The 15,955-nt window shown below is 29.9% G+C and carries 18 protein-coding genes; all 18 read right to left on the reverse strand.

Translation table 11 applies throughout. From position 1 onward, the window contains the following. Window positions 1-93 precede the first annotated feature (93 nt). The gene (locus HM986_RS17210) at window positions 94-975 is read right to left on the reverse strand and encodes a hypothetical protein (protein WP_179336287.1); all 882 of its coding nucleotides are present in this window, start codon (window positions 973-975) and stop codon (window positions 94-96) included. Window positions 976-1,514: 539 nt separating this feature from the next. Further along, entirely contained in the window at window positions 1,515-1,901 is a 387-nt protein-coding gene (locus HM986_RS17215) for a hypothetical protein (RefSeq protein ID WP_179336288.1), read from the reverse strand. A 159-nt stretch (window positions 1,902-2,060) separates the two neighbouring features. After that, complete coding sequence (locus HM986_RS17220; protein ID WP_179336289.1) at window positions 2,061-2,417, reverse strand: hypothetical protein; 357 nt, start codon at window positions 2,415-2,417, stop codon at window positions 2,061-2,063. A gap of 388 nt (window positions 2,418-2,805) precedes the next feature. Then, window positions 2,806-3,513, reverse strand: a complete 708-nt coding sequence (locus tag HM986_RS17225) for a hypothetical protein (protein WP_179336290.1) — start codon at window positions 3,511-3,513, stop codon at window positions 2,806-2,808. 145 nt (window positions 3,514-3,658) lie between these two features. Next, the gene (locus tag HM986_RS17230) at window positions 3,659-4,957 is read right to left on the reverse strand and encodes a WG repeat-containing protein (protein ID WP_179336291.1); all 1,299 of its coding nucleotides are present in this window, start codon (window positions 4,955-4,957) and stop codon (window positions 3,659-3,661) included. A 168-nt stretch (window positions 4,958-5,125) separates the two neighbouring features. Further along, window positions 5,126-5,869, reverse strand: a complete 744-nt coding sequence (locus tag HM986_RS17235) for a hypothetical protein (protein WP_179336292.1) — start codon at window positions 5,867-5,869, stop codon at window positions 5,126-5,128. A gap of 154 nt (window positions 5,870-6,023) precedes the next feature. Then, on the reverse strand, window positions 6,024-6,644 hold the full coding sequence (locus HM986_RS17240; RefSeq protein ID WP_179336293.1) for a hypothetical protein: 621 nt from the start codon (window positions 6,642-6,644) through the stop codon (window positions 6,024-6,026). 187 nt (window positions 6,645-6,831) lie between these two features. Next, complete coding sequence (locus HM986_RS17245; RefSeq protein WP_179336294.1) at window positions 6,832-7,542, reverse strand: tetratricopeptide repeat protein; 711 nt, start codon at window positions 7,540-7,542, stop codon at window positions 6,832-6,834. A gap of 131 nt (window positions 7,543-7,673) precedes the next feature. After that, window positions 7,674-8,459, reverse strand: coding sequence for a hypothetical protein (locus HM986_RS17250; RefSeq protein WP_218841464.1), 786 nt, complete (start codon window positions 8,457-8,459; stop codon window positions 7,674-7,676). Next, window positions 8,419-8,778, reverse strand: coding sequence for a hypothetical protein (locus tag HM986_RS17255; protein WP_179336296.1), 360 nt, complete (start codon window positions 8,776-8,778; stop codon window positions 8,419-8,421). Before HM986_RS17255 ends, HM986_RS17250 begins: the two co-directional genes overlap by 41 nt. Window positions 8,779-8,943: 165 nt before the next feature. Then, complete coding sequence (locus tag HM986_RS17260) at window positions 8,944-9,636, reverse strand: hypothetical protein (protein ID WP_179336297.1); 693 nt, start codon at window positions 9,634-9,636, stop codon at window positions 8,944-8,946. Between the two features lie 668 nt (window positions 9,637-10,304). Then, the gene (locus HM986_RS17265) at window positions 10,305-10,739 is read right to left on the reverse strand and encodes a DUF1801 domain-containing protein (RefSeq protein WP_217363330.1); all 435 of its coding nucleotides are present in this window, start codon (window positions 10,737-10,739) and stop codon (window positions 10,305-10,307) included. A gap of 7 nt (window positions 10,740-10,746) precedes the next feature. After that, entirely contained in the window at window positions 10,747-11,208 is a 462-nt protein-coding gene (locus HM986_RS17270) for a GyrI-like domain-containing protein (protein WP_179336298.1), read from the reverse strand. Between the two features lie 5 nt (window positions 11,209-11,213). After that, window positions 11,214-11,975: a helix-turn-helix transcriptional regulator gene (locus tag HM986_RS17275; protein WP_179336299.1), complete on the reverse strand. Its 762-nt coding sequence runs from the start codon at window positions 11,973-11,975 to the stop codon at window positions 11,214-11,216. Window positions 11,976-12,756: 781 nt separating this feature from the next. Then, entirely contained in the window at window positions 12,757-13,746 is a 990-nt protein-coding gene (locus tag HM986_RS17280; RefSeq protein WP_179336300.1) for a hypothetical protein, read from the reverse strand. A gap of 179 nt (window positions 13,747-13,925) precedes the next feature. After that, the gene (locus HM986_RS17285; RefSeq protein ID WP_179336301.1) at window positions 13,926-14,414 is read right to left on the reverse strand and encodes a hypothetical protein; all 489 of its coding nucleotides are present in this window, start codon (window positions 14,412-14,414) and stop codon (window positions 13,926-13,928) included. Window positions 14,415-14,582: 168 nt separating this feature from the next. Beyond that, a complete protein-coding gene (locus HM986_RS17290; protein WP_179336302.1) occupies window positions 14,583-15,116 on the reverse strand; it encodes a dihydrofolate reductase family protein in 534 nt (177 codons plus the stop codon). 607 nt (window positions 15,117-15,723) lie between these two features. Further along, a complete protein-coding gene (locus HM986_RS17295) occupies window positions 15,724-15,912 on the reverse strand; it encodes a hypothetical protein (RefSeq protein WP_179336303.1) in 189 nt (62 codons plus the stop codon). Between the last annotated feature and the right edge of the window lie 43 nt (window positions 15,913-15,955).

Below are 15,955 nucleotides of genomic sequence, written 5' to 3' on the forward strand. Positions count from 1 at the left end.
GTTAGCAAATAAATCACAGATAGAAAGTCCGCGAGGACTTTCGTAAGTAGGCTATAACTAGCAATGAATTATACACGTTGTTGGCAGTAGTTTTTATTCCTCCATCCACATTTCTTTCCATAATTCCAACTTTCCAGTTTTTCGGTCATAAAAAATTTCGAATGGTAATTCTATTTTCTTTTTTGGTAAGTCGAGATAAGAGATGTTTATTGGTTTGAGAGCTTTTTTAATTGTTCTCCTGCATTTTCTGTCATCAGTAATGTTCCACCACCATTCTTCACGTTTTTCTTTAGTCGTTTCACTTTCATAATCAACCCAAACTTTTTTCAATTTCCCTTTTTTATTAAATGTCAAAATGTACTTTTCGTCACATAAATCATAAAAGGGTGTTTTGATTGTATCCCAGACAATAGCTTTTTTTACTTGGTAAAAGAGAGTGTCCTGGACTTTTAGTGCTATTTCTCGCTGTCTTTTCTGAAGTCTTATTTTGTTAGCTATTTTTTCGTTAGATATAGTTTTTTCATTTGTCCGAATTCCGTCTTTGAATGAAATATGAAGTTCTTTTTTATAAATCGAAGCGTAGCCCATATGAATGTATTGAACTCTTTCTCCTTGAGGAACTATTATTTTTCCGCTAAACCAATCTGCAAACACGATATCAGTTCCAAACATCTTTTTTAAATCAGCATTTTTAATTTCTAGTCCACAGCTATTATGACAACTGGTTACTTGAACTAAATAGAGATTATCACCTTTTAATTCCCAAATTGCTTTGTAACCTCTCCAACAAGCGGTTGAACCACAACCAACAAAATCTATCAATTCCCTTTTTCCAAATTTTTCAAAATACTTTTCAAGAGGATTAGAAAAAATGGCAAGTGTATCACCTTTATAAACCAAATAATCAGGAACTTGTCCAGTTCCATAGCTGAATTTGCAAAAAAGAAAAAATGAGAAGATTAGTAAGTATTTCATTAGTTGAATTTAGTTTCTCAAATGTAATTTAGTCTTTTGTGTCTTAAAAATCAAAATGAGGGAAGTAAGCTTTTGGTTGAGTAATGTGGTTTCTCAAATTACTGCCAACGTGTTTGTGTATGATTTCGTTGCGTGTTTAAGCACTAAAGTTAGCAAATAAATCACAGATAGAAAGTCCGCGAGGACTTTCGTAAGTAGGCTATAACTAGCAATGAATTATACACGGTGTTGTAGCACGTTTTTATTTATGCTACACTCAAAATATTTATCAATCCTCCAATGATTATTAAAATCAACATTGTCAAGTAACTTCGTTTGATGGGTATTTTTCCGTTCAATAATTTTATTCCGAAATACAAGTTTATTAAACTCAATAAAACGTTTAAAATTAGAACCCAATTAGGATACATAAAAGCAAAAAGAATATCTGTATAATGATATTTGTAAAAAAGAGATATCATTTCATAAATCCAGTATACAGACAATATCATTTGAATTAAGCCTAAAACGATGTTGGTATTTTTTTTCGACACAATGTTCTAGTTTAATTTTTGATTTTCCAATTCCGCAAACCTTTGCTTATCAGTTGGGAAAATATCAACTAGTTCAAAACGTTTTTTATCCAAATCATTAAAATCAACAAGACTTAAATATAGGTCAACAACCTTTCTGTCAATCATAATTTTTCCTCCACCAGCCCAATGTCGGTGAGTTCCGTTTTTCTTTATTCCAGAAATCCAATATTCGTCTCCGTTTTCTATATCGTAGAAGTTTCCAGCAATTCCTTGTGCATTTGAATTTTTAAGAGCTTTTCCATTAAAATACACAGTTCGACCAGATTTTGAGAATTCCGCCATTCCAATCCACGCAGGTCCAGTATCTCCAAATCCGCTTTTTAATTCGATATATTTTAATTCAGGTTTCATCGTTTCTCAAATGTGCTACAACGGTTTTGTGTATGGTTAGTTGCGTGGTTAAGCAACTAATTTAGCAAATAAATCACAGATAGAATATTCCGCAGGAATGTTCGTAAGTCGGCAGTGACCTAGCAATTAATTATACACGGTGTTGTGTGTTCGTTTTTTTTACACCATTAACCAAGCTTCCTTTATAAAAGTCAGTTTAGCATTTTCAATGAATTCACTCATCGATGTCTGATTGTCGGCTGATTCATTTTTTAATTCCAATAGAATTATCTGCGGATAAATTCGTTCAGGCATATTGACAAACATTCGAAACTTTTTAATTTTTGGTGATTTGTTTAAAAAAGTCAATTCTTCCAAATCCCAAATTTTGAAATATTTTTCGTTTATCAAATCTGGATATACAATTCCTTTTTCGAAAATCGAGCGTAATTTATTGTCATTTAGGTTTATTTCAACCACTCTGTTTCCAAAACTAATTTCATTCGCATTTGTAATGAAATTACCATTGTCGTCCAAAGACTCATATTCATTTATGATTTCAATTTTCCCATTAAATGTTTTATGAATTTGTTTTTCATACTCATCTTTAAAAAACTCCTGCGCCCAAAAATCCTCTTGTTCTCCTTGATTTTTAAATGGTGGTTTTAATTCCGATTCTTTTTCAGTAATTGCTTTTTCGGTTTTTGTTTTTGAGGAACAACCAACAGATAAAATCAGAATAAATATAAAGTCAATTTTTTCATATGGTTTTTCTCAAATGACACACAACGGTCTTGTGTATGGTTAGTTGCGTGGTTAAGCAACTAAGTTAGCAAACTTTAACGAACCCGTGAAAATTCCGCAGGAATTTTCGCAAGTAGGGAAGAACCTAGCAATTAATTATACACGGTGTTGTAAGCAGTATTTATTTCATTTCAAATGTTTTCCAAATGTCGGTTTTCTCATTTACGTTTTCTGATGTTATTTCTCTCATTCGGAATTTATTTAATTCGATTTTCTCAATTCGTTTTTCTTTTTTAGGTTCTTCGAAGAAAATATCAAATGTCACTTGTCCTTTTATGTTCCATTCATTACTATTAAGGCTAATTAATTCTAACCCTTTGAATCGACTTGCACAAGAAGTATAGTATTTCCCTAATTCAATATTTCCATCGTTGTTAATGTCATCTACAGGAAAAAAATAATCGGTTTCTAAACAGGGCACATTGACTCTTATACGAGGAATTTTTTTGTCAGTAAATATCGCAGAAGAACCATTTTCATAACTATTCTCTTTTGTAATAAATAATTCAGGAATTATTAAAATAGAGTCATTTATTCCATCATTATTTATGTCGCCTAAAGACTTAATTTTAGAATACCTTTCTAAATCATCTATTAGTATCGATGTCAAAACGACAATGGAAGTATCATTTAAACATTCTTTAATTCGTTTGTGAATTTTCGAATTGGATAATAATTCTACTTTTTGAGTTGGATTTTCCCAATGGTCTCTCCAACTATTAAATTCCACAATTTCTGTTTTGTCTGTAATTCCATTATCAGATATGTTTTTACAAGAATAAGAAACAAGTAATAATAGTAAAATTGATATCGAAAAGACTTGTCTCATATTGCTTACAACGTGATTGTGTATGATTTCGTTGCGTGGTTTAAGCACTAAAGTTAGCAAATAAATCACAGATAGAAAGTCCGCGAGGACTTTCGTAAGTAGGCTATAACTAGCAATGAATTATACACGGTGTTACCCAACGTTTTTATTCCGCAAATCTTATTAATTCATTTCTTTCAAGCCATAAATATGGTTTAGAAATGTTTTTAATTTCTTTGCCTTTATTGTTGATTATAAATGACATTCCATCTTTTTTTACAATTGCTTTTTTTTCTTTAAATGGTAATGCACTATCGAATATAATTGGAATAATGATTTCATTTTTATTATTGATGTAACCATATTTATTGTTTTTTCGAACACAAGCTAATCCATTATTGAAGTCTCCTAAAAAATTGAATTTATATTGTGGTTCAATTATTATTTCGTTTTCTTTATTAATATACCCTGCTTTTCCATCTAATACAACCAAAGCTAGTCCTTCATTAAAATAACGGATTTTATTATACTCAAATGGAATAACGACTTGTTCCTTAATATCAACCATTCCCCATTTATTAGATTTTTTTGCTAAAAACAAACCGTCTTTTAAGTCACTAATATCGTCGTATTCAATTGGAATTATAATTTCTCCTTGCTCATCAATTATACCTGTTTTTCCATTATTTCTTACTCTCATAAGTCCATTTTGGAAATAACCTGAAATTTCATCATAAATAGGATTTAAAATAACATTTCCATTAATATTAATTAAGCCTTCTTTAAGTTGAATATGACCTGTTTTATTTAAAAACTCAACAAAAGTTCTACTACCATTTTCAGTAATCATTGATTTCTTCTTTTCAACTTCTTTACTTTCTAACATAAATATGGCATTATTATTTATTATTGGTCTGTAACCAAAAGTTAGACTATCTGGAAATATTTTTTTTCCACTTTCATCAACATAATTCCATTTGTCGTTTTCTTTTACAGAAGCATAACCGTCATAAAAAGGAAAAGCATCTTCATAATTTAAAGTAATAACTATTTTACCATTTTGGTCAATGAAACCATATTTTTTGTCTTTGACAGCAATACCTAAATTACCTTTATACCAATATGTTGCACTATATTCGGGAAATATTTTTTCACTACCATTTTCAAGTATAATTCCTGGTATTGAATCTTTTATAATATTTGATTTTCGATCAAAGAAGTCAGATGCATAAGTGTATTTTGGTTTTATAATTTCTTTTCCTTTTACGTTTATAAATCCATATTTCAATGAATCTTTTTTCGAAAACATCGACCTTTCTACTATGTCCGAATAATAATCATTTGAATTCCCTTCAAGGTTTACCATTATTCTTAAAAACTCCATTTTGAATACATCGTTCCCAACTTTTTTTTGTCCGAAAACATTGGTGGAAATTATTAAAATTAGCAGAATTATTTTTTTCATAGTTGATTTTTCAAATGTTGGGTAACGTTTTTGTATATGGTTTGTTGCGTGGTTTAAGCACTAAATTTAGCAAATAAGAACCGAATAGAAAATCCGCGAGGATTTTCGTAAGTAGGCTAGAACTAGCAATAAATTATATACGGTGTTGCCACCAGTTTTTTAGTGATATTATTGACTTAAAAAACTCGGATTTCCTTTTTCTTCAGAGTAATAATAAATTCCGATTATTAATTTACTATTGTCAGGTACTTTGTCATTAATTCCATTGTCATTACTTGTCCATTCCGTTTGTTTGATAATTCCTGTCAGTTTTTGGTCTATCGGATTTCCAAATCCACTTATTTCAGTCACACTTTTAATTGTCAAATCAGATGCGAATGTTATTTCATAAATCCCAAAATTTTTGTCAAGTTCAATTCCTTTAAATTGTTCTAAGTTTTTATGAAGTTTTGATTTTTCTCGATAACTTATTTTATCAGTCGAATTAATATTATTTTCCTTGAATGTTCTTAAAATATCTAATTCACGTTTCTGTCTATTCTGATTAGTTTTATTAAGATACAGTAAACCAGAACACATTCCAATTCCAAAGTTCCCGTCTTTGTTTTTTCGTGCATAAGCAACTAACTTTGTGTTTATAGGAATATAAATGTCGCAAGAACTTCCAATTCCATTATCACTTCTGCCATAAACATAAATTGATTTCAATTGTTCTCCTTTATACAATTCATTAATCTTTATGTCTGCTTTATATCCTTGTTCATTTTTTTGATTCGGATAGATTTTTAGAATTGTTACGTTAGCGACAAATTCCGACTCAATAAATTTTTCCGTTATTTTCGGTTCATCGCAATCGCAAGCAAAAACTCCGATTGAAAATAGAAATATTGTGATTTGCAGGATGTTTTTCATAATTGGTGGCAACGTTGTTGTGTATGATTAGTTGCGTGTTTTAAGCACTAAAGTTAGCAAATAAAACACAAATAGAAAGTCCGCGAGGACTTTCGTAAATTGGCTAAAACCGAGCAATTAATTATACACGGTGTTAGCAACTGGCTTTTCTTTTTTAATTCTTTATGTGATAAATTGCCTCTAGAAATTTTTTCTTTACACCTTTTTCATTTTTTTCGAGTTCTTTCAATACTCCTGCAATAACCATTTTTTCATTTGGTAATTTTTCAGAGCTTTTTGAATGGGCAATTATAAATGTTTCCGAAGTTTTTTCATCTCTCAATTCGTAAACGTCATAATTGTCAATCAAAGGAATTAAAGTGAAAGTTGTTACTTTTCCAGTCATAATAGGAATTATAATAAAACCGTTAAAATCCGATTTTGAATCTATTAATTCAGGAACTCCAGTTAAAACCATATTTGAGGATAAAATTCCTTTTTCATTGACTTCAGAAGGAAGTAAGTTTTGTGGTTTATACTTTAAGTAATCTTTCTTTAAATTCTCGTCTAATTTTGAAATAATTATTTCTTTTTCATCTTCTTTTAATTTTGAAATAGACAATTCTAAAAACAGTATCATTTTCTGTTTATCATTGAAAATTCCACCTAATTTTCCTAATTCTGCTTGACTAATTATTCCGTCTTCTGCTTTGGTGAGTAGGTTATAAAATCTTCCTCCATTGTCAAGGGAAATTATAGCTTTATCAATTTCGGTATAAGGTTTTACTATTTCCATTATTTCTTCTTTCTTGAGTTGGTTGTAGCTTGTTGCTAACGTGATTGTGTATGGTTAGTTGCGTGGTTAAGCAACTAATTTAGTAAACAAATACGAACCCGAGAAAATTCCGAAGGAATTTTCCAAATAAGCACTTGCCAAAGCAATTAATTATACACGGTGTTGTAAGTAGTGCTTTATTCCGTTACTACTTTTCAATACAATGTTTTTTAAGCATTTCTCTTGCTTCTTTATCTCCTAATTTGGCAGATTTAATAAAATTATCGCAAGCATTTATTGAGTCCTTTTTTCCAACGTAGGCTTTACCAAGCAGGAAATAACAATCTCTTTTTGCGTTATCCGCTTTTAAAGATTTTTCGATATCAGAAATTGCGTTATCAAATTGTTCCAATTTTAAATATTCTAATCCTCTTTCGAAATATATTTCACAGTCGAGAACATTGTAATCCATATCACTATCAAAGCGTTTTAAATCAAAATTTACATTAATCGCTAAAGCTCCTCCATCAGAACTTGCCCAACTTTTTAGTGCGCCTTCTGTTTTAAGTGCTTTTGAATAATAATCGATAGCTTTTTCGTGTTCATCTAATTCACTAAAATTATTTCCAATATTAAATAGGGCGGAAGCATTGTCTTGGTCAAATTTTAGAAGTTTTAGATAATCTTCGATTCCTCCATTCAGATTTCCAAGTTCCGTTTTATAATAACCTCTATTCAAAAGTGCTGGTCGGAATTTCTCTTTTTTGTCGATAGCTTTGTCAAGTAATTCAATCGCTTTCTTTAAATCCCCATTTTCTTCAAATTCAAAAGATTGACTATAATATTCCTCAGCAGAAGTGAAATCACAAGAGCTAAGAATTACTGAAAATATTAATATGTAAATGAGTTTTTCTCGCATTACTTACAACGTGTTTGTATATGGTTTGTTGCGTGGTTTAAGCAACTAATTTAGTAAATAATTACCGACCAAGAAAGTCCGCGAGGACTTTCGTAAGTAGGCGAGAAGCTAGCAATAAATTATATACGGTGTTAGCTGTAGTTATTTTCGTCAGTATTCCAATTATAAGTTGTTTTAAAGACTTTTCTGTTTTCATCTTTATATTTGGCAATAATGCGCATATTTTTCATTAATTCGGCATCCTTTCCTTTGAGTTCAATATCAGCTTCTTTATGAGTTCCTGTGAAGTGTTGAACTAACTTAAACTGATACTCTTTCATTTCGTGAGGTGGAATTGGCTCAAATTTTCCAATGTCAACTTTTATAGATGTATTAGCAGGTCTATTCTCAAAGTCTATTTCAAATTCATATACAGTTTGGGAAGAATTATTTCTTATTTCCAAATTGAAAGACCAAAGTAACTCCCAATATTTTTCAATATCATCAATACCAACTCTAATGACTTTTGGATTATTTGGTGTAATTCCTTTTGGTATTCTTCCAAAATAATCATTTACTTTATGGAAATCAATTCTCGGTCTTTTACTATTTCCAATTATCAGTTCTTTGTATTTTAAAAATACAAAAATGATTAGTAAAAAAAATAGTATAATTAATGTTATCCAACTTCCTTTTGTTAAAATAAGTTGAAGTATTAGAATATAAAACTTAACATTATTACCTTGATATTCATTATCTAAATACGTGAATAAGTTTTCAAAACCTTCGTCAAAACCTAAAGCAAGAGCTTCTCGAATAATTGCAGTTACTATTATAAAAAGAATATAATTTAAACTTTTTTTTCTGAATATTATTTTTAGAAACTCCATAAAATCATTATAAATGATGAGTGTAATCTCCGTGAGATAAATAGTCAATATTATTTAATTTTTCTACATAAAAAGTTTGTGTGTTCAAATAGTCAAGTGAGTTTAAAATTTTATATTTAAAATATTCATTATTATCAACACAATCTCCAGCATCTTGCATTATACTTGATAATTGACCTTTCGTCCAATCTCCTTTTTTCCCTTCTAAAAAAATAGTTACGTGGACTACTTGTTTTTCAGTTCCTTCAAATTGTGGTAGATAATTTATAATAACTATTGCTTTAATTGGTGATTCTAATTTGAAAGCATCAACATATCCAATTGCAGATTGTCCTTTCTTAAATAGTGTTTCCCAAGTATAATTCATTTTCGGATTTTTTTTTTAATTACAGCTAACGTGATTGTGTATGGTTAGTTGCGTGGTTCAGCAACTAAGTTAGCAAACTTTTACGAACCCGTGAATATTCCGCAGGAATATTCGCAAGTAGGGAAGAACAAAGCAATTAATTATACACGGTGTTATGTGCTGGCTTTATTTTTTTCGTTTAAATTCGGGCGTACAAAAACTTCCAATTGCTCCACTTCCATAGGAAAGAACTACATTATCCTTATAAAACATTTTAGAGCAATCGTCAGAATATTTTTCTTGCATTTCCAAATTCAGATTTTCATCAAAAACTAAATAACTAAACACTCCCATTCCCTTAAATCCGTATTCTATTTCGATTGGGTTTCGGTTGGAAATTCCCATACAGTTTACGTTATCCAATTTATTATATAATTCGGCAAGCGTTTTGTCAGTCCAATTTAATTTTTCTTTTACAATATCGAGCGAGTTAGTTTTTCCGTGATATTTTTTATCATAATCACTTCGTGGGTATTCAGGTTCATAATCGTCAATATCTAAGTCCCATTGTTGGAAAAGTAATTCACGTTTTTCTGAATTCTCGATTGGTTGGTAAACAAATAAATCAATATTGTCAGATGAGTTATATCTTATTCGTACTAAAAATTTTTCGGGAACAATTTGGGTGAAATATTCCTTTAATTCAATTATTCCAGTTTTATTTTTATCGTAGTTTTCAGTAAGTCCTTTTTTACTTTTCATTCCGCAACTTGTAATGAGAAGTAATATGGTTAAAATGACTGTATTTTGTAGTTTCATCGATGTTTCTTCAGCTTGCACATAACGTGTTTGTGTATGATTAGTTGCGTGGTTTGGCAACTAATTTAGTAAACTTTTACGAACCTGAGAATATTCCGAAGGAATATTCCAGATAAGCAGAAACAAAGCAATTAAATATACACGGTGTTGGCAGCCGTGCTTATTTTTTTAATCCTGCGTTGTTGCTAATCAGACACGCATTTTCCACACAGTTTGTATATCCTGCGCTATATTTTTAATATCTAGGAAACTTATCAAATTTTAGTTCTCGTGTTTAATGAATTAGATAATTATTCCAATTTAGTTCCGCAAGAAATTAAAATTTCCGACTCCATTTTTTCTGATTTTACTTACTTAAAAGTCAAAAAAAAAATCGCGAAAAAGTAACTAGGCTTTTTTATTGCGATGTAGTTATTTTTTCAACCGTAATTTTCCGTTCTGCTTATAATTCCTGCGTTGTGATTTTCATTCCAATGTTTTGAAAATCCAATTTTATTTTTATTCTTAAAATTCAGATTTGTATAAGTTCCAATTTAGAGTTGGACTTTGCCGCACACGCATTGCTGCCAACGTTGTTGTATATGGTTTGTTGCGTGTTTCAAGCAACTAATTTAGTAAATAATTACGGACAAAGAAAGTCCGCGAGGACTTTCGTAAGTAGGCAAGAAGCCAGCAATAAATTATATACGGTGTTGGCAACTGGCTTTTGTTCATTCGTATTTAATTTCTCAAATTCCTAACGTAATTAATTCCTTCACGTTGTGATAAGTCAAAGAAGCTTTTATACATTCTTTTAATTCCATTTCTGGAACTTTTTGGTTTAATTTAAACACAATTGCTCGTTTTCCCTCATATTCAAATTTGTGGTCAAAAACCAATCTAAACGTATTTACTAATCTGCTTGTACATTGAAAATACATAGCGTATTGGTCTGGTGATTTTTCTTTCCAATCCATTCGCAATGTACTACCGTTTTTAGTTACAAAACTCGGTTCTCCCCATTTTAGAGTTTCTTCCAATCTGGTAATTCCTTCGGTTTCTTCCGCTGTTTCAATTACCAATTCACGCAGGAATTGCATTTTATCCCGAACAAAGTCGGGATAATTTGCAAAAACCTCATTTACTCTTTCGTCTGTTTTTATTTCAAACTTTTTTATTCGCATATTTTTGTTAGCCTTTAATGCCTACATAAAACTCGACTTCTGCATCTGTTGGATTTTGAGCCTTTTCTCCAAAAATTTCAAAGTCGGCATCATAGGTTCTGTCCAATTCCATTTCAAATATTTTCGACCATTGGTTTACGACCAAACCTTGCATTAAATCTCCTTTTGATGTCGTTTTGGAATAAGTTCCTCCATTAAATGATTTTCCAACCATTCCATTTGGGACACCATCTAAATTTTCAACTTTACAGCCAAGAATTGCTGTGTAAGGTTTTGTGTGGTCGCTTTCGTATTCCGTGTATAATGAATAAACGGAATTGTCTATTTTGTTCGGAATTTTAGAAATTACGTTTTCGGACATAAATCGTTGCCATAAATCGGCAATTTCTTGAGAAGCTTGTCCGTTTTCATTTGTTGTTCTTATCGAAATTCCGATAATTTTAAAAGGTTCAATTTTTACTATTTGCATCTTATTTATATTTTTTGATTTAATGCAAATTTAGATTGACCTTGTGACAAAGGTGTGTCAGGGGTGTTTTTATATTTTGAGCTACAATTTTCAAGATATCCTTGCAACGTCATTTTATGAGGTTTAAAATTCTTCTCCAAGATTTCTAATTTTTGGATGCAGTCAAGTCTAAAGGCTCTGAAGTCCTTTTTTTCTTTGCAAAAAGCAATAAGCACCCAATTTTCTTGTGTCGTGTAAAGTGCAAATGGTTCTATTTCTCTTTGACTTTTATTATCTGCCAATGACAGATAATCCATTTTTACCACTTGATAATTTGAAATAGTAGATTGAAGTTTTATGAGGTAATTACTTGTTTTTTCATTTTCCCGATTGTTGCGAACTTGAATTCTGTTTGTCAATAATTCTGTTTTTTCTTTTTGGTTGTATTTTAAAACAGATTTGATTTTGTTTATTGCACTTTCATATTGTTCGGTCAAAGATTGGTCTTTGTTTTTGCTAATCAATTGTTCAGCCGTTATAAGAGCATTCGCCTCATCTTGAGTAAACATTACAGGTGGAATTTTATAACCTTCCATTACTGAATATCCTTTTCCTTCTTCCGTTACAATTGGAATTCCCGATTTTTCAAGTGTTCGGATGTCTCGATAAACCGTTCTGATACTTACATTATGTTTTTCGGCAATGTCTTTTGCAGTTACAATTCGTTTCGATTGTAATTGAGTCAAAATTGCTGTCAATCTTGCAAGTCTCGGTTTTTCTTTGTCCATTCAGATTGGTTTTTAGCTTGTTGCCAACGGTCTAGTATATGGTTTGTTGCGTGTTGTTTGCACGTAATTTAGCAAATAATAACGGAATAGAAAAGCCGAAGGGCTTTTCGTGAGTAGGCCAGAAGCAGCAATAAATTATATACATTGTTGGCAGCAGGTTTTAATTTTTTATTAAACAGCCGTTATACTTGCGAAATGCTGATAAATTTATTTTTTATTCGTACGTTTTTAAGGAAGGTAGCTCCAGGAATTGTTTAATTTTTTCATTAATAATTCTAGATTCAGTTTTTTTTTTTGCGCACAGTTCAGACGTAAGTTTTGATTTTTTTTTTAAGAATCAGATTATTAAATTTAATTTTTTCTGCGCAATCTTGAAATTTTTGGACCTAAAAAACAAGTGCAGAATAGAAGAGGAAGAAGGAAAATTGTAGATCGGCACAACTTGCTGCCAACGTATTTGTGTATGGTTAGTTGCGTGATTTAGCGACTAAGTTAACAAATACTCACTACATAGAAAATCCGAATGGATTTTCGTACGTAAGCTCTAAAAAGCAATTGACTATACACGGTGTTGGCAGCCGTGCTTTTTTTGTTTTCGAGCATTTTTATTATTCGTTAAGATTGGAATTCCAGCATAATTTTGTCAGTTTGCAGTTTAGGTTTCTATTATTCCATATTTAAGCGTTCTGATTTTAATACCGACGTTGGTTTATTTAATATTAAGAGCGATTGCTGTAATATTGAAATTTGTATTCACTTTTCAAAGATGCTTTTTTTAACTTTAAATTGAAATAAAATTTAATTGATAATTTTTCACATAAAATAATAGACTGTTTTTAAAAATAAACGAAGAAAATTCATCTATTTCAATGAACTTTAATGAATTATCGATTTTTCTATCAAAAATTTCAAGAATATTATCCTTTTTAAATATAATTATTCTCTCATCAAAATATTCAATTTTAGATGATTTATCTTTAGTTAGTATTTCTGCATTTTGAAAATTATCCAATGAAAATTGCCTAATTTGGATGTTGTCATCACTTTTGTAAAGTGAACTTCTATAAGCAATCTCTTTAAAATTTTTATTTATTGTGTAGTTAAAACCACAATCATCAATTTTACCACTAAATATTATATTAATATTCGTAGGTGAAATTATTTTTAAAATTATAAAGTAAAACTTTCGTTCAATACCATCTATATCATAAATTTTATTGGATATATAATCTTTATCATAAATTTCAAAGCCAATAATATTGTCATCTGGTAGAGTGAAAATGTCATATCTATGTTCAAAATATAAATAATTAAAACTGTACTCATCATCAAAATTGTCAATAAAAAAATCAGTTATATTATATTCTTCAAAGTTATCCAAATCCAATAAAACCATATCTTCTCGAAAAATATAATTTTTTAAAATATGCTTAAAATTTAAAGCAAAATGTTCTGCTTCAAATTGTTTTTTAAATATAATTTTGCCACAGGAATTAACTTTTATTTGACAGTTTGAATTACCATTATAATCACAATTTATATGAAAATTTACTAGGTCAATTGGATGAAAATCATAAATTTTTGTTAGTTTTTCATCTAAAAAAATTTGTTTAATGTTATTGTTTTCAAAATCTAAAATCTCAATTAAAATTTCATTTTTTTGATTTGTTTTAAGTAAGATAATATTTTGAGTTTTCGGAATACTTTTTAGCTTTAATATCTGAAAATTAGGTATGTTGCTTTTTGAAATTAATTCATTGATATTACTCATTTTATTTATAGTTGTAATTCTATTCGATTTCGTACAGGCATTGCTGCCAACGGTTTTGTGTATGGTTAGTTGCGTGTTTCAGCAACTAATTTAGTAAACAAAAACGAACGCGAGAAAATTCCGAAGGAATTTTCCAAATAAGCACTTACCAAAGCAATTAATTATACACGGTGTTGGCATTAGTTTTTATTTTCAATATTCTGTTTCCAAAAATCATAGACATTATTCAATAAAAATTCAGCATCAAATTCCGTTTGTCCGATTGCAACAATGTTATACAATTTCGCTGGTAGAGTCATCGGAAAAGTTGCTCCGTATTTCGAAACGATTCGTGGAATATGTCCAGAGTCAGTTTTGTGTTTTGAATGATTACAAAACAGTCTAATAAATCTCAATTGTTGGTCAATATCAGATTCCAGTTTTGTTTCGTCGAATTGAAATCCGTTGTTGCCTTTCATAATTAATTCCTTTTCGCGTGCTAATTCTTTCAGGTCGTTTGAAATATTAGTTGCATTTTTAATCCATTCAGGTAAGGCATTTAGCGACATTATACAGTCAATGAATTCATAAGAATGATTGTTTTTGCTATATCTTTTCAAATCATATTCCAACTTTTTTAATAAGTCTTTAAAGCTCGATATTTCAGGTATTATTCCTGCATTTTCCATTCGGATACGTTTTGTTTTAAATTAATGCCAACGGTTTTGTGTATGGTTAGTTGCGTGGTTTAGCGACTAAGTTAGCAAACATTTACGAACCCGTGAATATTCCGCAGGAATATTCGCAAGTAGGGAAGAACAAAGCAATTAATTATACACGATGTTGTGGCTAGTACTTTATTCTTTTCGTTCATAAGTTAAAATTTGAAGACCATCTTTAAAAGATTCATTTTCTATTAAATCCCATTTCGCAAAGTTTTTTGAGTTACCAAATATTCTGATTCCATCACCCAAAACTATTGGATTTAATTTCAGTTTTAGTTGGTCTATAAGTTCATTTTCGAGAAGCCAACCTGCAAATTCTCCACCACCACATAAATATATATTTGTTTCAGAATTTGCTTTTATTTCTTTCACTTTGTCAATTGTTATTTTTTCGATATGAACAGATTCCGCTAAATTTTCTATTACTATTGAATTAGAAAAAATATAATGTTCCATATTTGGATATGCAGGTTGTCCTGGTTCAAGACCATATTGAAATCCAAACTCATAAGTCCTTCTACCCATTATTACGGTTTTAAATTTTGCGAGGTCTGATTGATATTTTTCAACTCCTTTTCCTTGAAGTATAAATTGACTTATATCATCATTTTTTCCTGCGATATATCCGTCTAGTGAACTTGCCACGTAATATATAATTTTTCCCATTAATTTCAATTTTAAGTTCGTTCTCGTATTAGCCACAACGTGATTGTGTATGGTTAGTTGCGTGGTTAAGCAACTAATTTAGCAAATAAATCACAGATAGAATATTCCGCAGGAATATTCGTAAGTAGGCTAGGACTAGCAATTAATTATACACGTTGTTGGCATTTCGTTGTTTTTTATTCCGACTTATTCTTATTCCACTTTTTTTTTATTTTTCCTGCTTTTGAGTGAATTCGGTTAGAGATTTATTCCGTAAACTTTTCAATTCCGATTGAGTGAGCAATACTGCAATCAGTTTAGTTAATAGTTTTTAGATGAATTAAACCTCAAATTAATTTTACTTGGTTGCTTTTCTATCTCTTAACAACTTCATCAATAAACCATATACTAAACCTCCTATCAACCAAATTAGAATTTTTATCCAAATGCGGTCAAAAGTAAAGTCATCCGAAATCAAATCAAGAATACTTGAAAAAATTAGCATAATTATTCCAAATATTAAACCTTCTACAACCCAATTAATTTTTGTGTTCATACTTTTGTTTTCTAATTTAGTTTTTGATTCCGCAAACAAGCTAAAATCATAGTTAATTTTAATTCTTAAAACCTATTTTTCAATTTTAGATTTTTTATTCATTTTAAAAATTCCCCAAAGCATTAATATTCCAAAAAACACAATACAAGTAATTCCGATTATATTTCCCAAAAGAGTTTCATTTGTTTTGAGTATATAAATTCCTAATAAAACAAATAATATTGAGAATCCAAATCCTTTTAAAATGCTAAATAGTTTCATTATAGTTTAATTTTTAGTTCGTCTGCTCAATGAATGCCAACGT

The organism is Winogradskyella costae (genome assembly GCF_013403865.1).
Taxonomy (GTDB): Bacteria; Bacteroidota; Bacteroidia; order Flavobacteriales; family Flavobacteriaceae; genus Winogradskyella; species Winogradskyella costae.

Coding starts and splice junctions, on each gene's coding strand:
- HM986_RS17210 (WP_179336287.1), bottom strand. CDS start 975: ATGAAATACTTACTAATCTTCTCATTTTTTCTTTTTTGCAAATTCAGC.
- HM986_RS17215 (WP_179336288.1), bottom strand. CDS start 1,901: ATGAAACCTGAATTAAAATATATCGAATTAAAAAGCGGATTTGGAGAT.
- HM986_RS17225 (WP_179336290.1), bottom strand. CDS start 3,513: ATGAGACAAGTCTTTTCGATATCAATTTTACTATTATTACTTGTTTCT.
- HM986_RS17230 (WP_179336291.1), bottom strand. CDS start 4,957: ATGAAAAAAATAATTCTGCTAATTTTAATAATTTCCACCAATGTTTTC.
- HM986_RS17235 (WP_179336292.1), bottom strand. CDS start 5,869: ATGAAAAACATCCTGCAAATCACAATATTTCTATTTTCAATCGGAGTT.
- HM986_RS17240 (WP_179336293.1), bottom strand. CDS start 6,644: ATGGAAATAGTAAAACCTTATACCGAAATTGATAAAGCTATAATTTCC.
- HM986_RS17245 (WP_179336294.1), bottom strand. CDS start 7,542: ATGCGAGAAAAACTCATTTACATATTAATATTTTCAGTAATTCTTAGC.
- HM986_RS17255 (WP_179336296.1), bottom strand. CDS start 8,778: ATGAATTATACTTGGGAAACACTATTTAAGAAAGGACAATCTGCAATT.
- HM986_RS17265 (WP_217363330.1), bottom strand. CDS start 10,739: ATGCGAATAAAAAAGTTTGAAATAAAAACAGACGAAAGAGTAAATGAG.
- HM986_RS17270 (WP_179336298.1), bottom strand. CDS start 11,208: ATGCAAATAGTAAAAATTGAACCTTTTAAAATTATCGGAATTTCGATA.
- HM986_RS17275 (WP_179336299.1), bottom strand. CDS start 11,975: ATGGACAAAGAAAAACCGAGACTTGCAAGATTGACAGCAATTTTGACT.
- HM986_RS17280 (WP_179336300.1), bottom strand. CDS start 13,746: ATGAGTAATATCAATGAATTAATTTCAAAAAGCAACATACCTAATTTT.
- HM986_RS17285 (WP_179336301.1), bottom strand. CDS start 14,414: ATGGAAAATGCAGGAATAATACCTGAAATATCGAGCTTTAAAGACTTA.
- HM986_RS17290 (WP_179336302.1), bottom strand. CDS start 15,116: ATGGGAAAAATTATATATTACGTGGCAAGTTCACTAGACGGATATATC.
- HM986_RS17295 (WP_179336303.1), bottom strand. CDS start 15,912: ATGAAACTATTTAGCATTTTAAAAGGATTTGGATTCTCAATATTATTT.